This is a genomic window from Vibrio sp. YT-19(2023) (assembly GCF_033337395.1).
This window is the reverse complement of sequence record NZ_JAWOQN010000564.1, coordinates 1-671: the sequence shown is the minus strand read 5'-3', so window position 1 is coordinate 671 and position 671 is coordinate 1. Positions and strand designations below refer to the sequence as shown.

Below are 671 nucleotides of genomic sequence, written 5' to 3'. Positions count from 1 at the left end.
TTGTTGCGCTCCGTACTTGGACTTACGCCTTTTACTGGCGACATTTCCGTTCACTGGCCGAATAAGACTCACAATAAGCTTGGCGGAAACGTTGGTTATGTTCCTCAAAAAGCGATGTTTGAAGCCAGCTTACCGCTAACGGTGATGGATTTTGTGTTGCTGAACCAAACACGAATCCCACTATTCTGGCGCCGTAAAACCAAACAAACACAACGTGCGTTGGTGCAATTAGATCGCGTCGGCATGGCCGCTCGCTCAGATCGTCGTATGGGGCAACTTTCTGGTGGTGAGCAACAGCGTGTGTTGTTCGCTCAGGCTTTGTTAGATGACCCAAGCTTATTGGTGTTGGATGAGCCTACAACAGGGATGGACGAGCAAGGTGTGCGTTACCTTGAAGGGTTGATACATGAAGTTGTCGCGCAGGGCAAAACGGTGTTAGCGGTTCATCATGATGTCACTGCGGTGCGTCGCTTAGATGCAGAAGTGCACGTTGTTAACCGTCAGATTGTGGCGTCCGGACACCACTCGGATGTTCTGAGCCCAGATCGTATTGAAACACTATTTAAGCACTACACAACCAAAGTGGAGGCGGCGTAATGGAGTGGTTACGAGCACTGGCGGTGAGTGGCGTAGACGCTGGATGGTTGAGCGACGGCTTTGCGTACGCTTTT

At 50.8% G+C, this 671-nt stretch carries 1 protein-coding gene; it reads left to right on the top strand.

Features of this window, described 5'->3' with window-relative positions; translation table 11 throughout:
- The coding region (locus R7E78_RS27160) for a metal ABC transporter ATP-binding protein (RefSeq protein WP_318058752.1) at nucleotides 1–597 on the top strand (597 nt) is incomplete at its 5' end.
- Nucleotides 598–671: the final 74 nt, after the last annotated feature.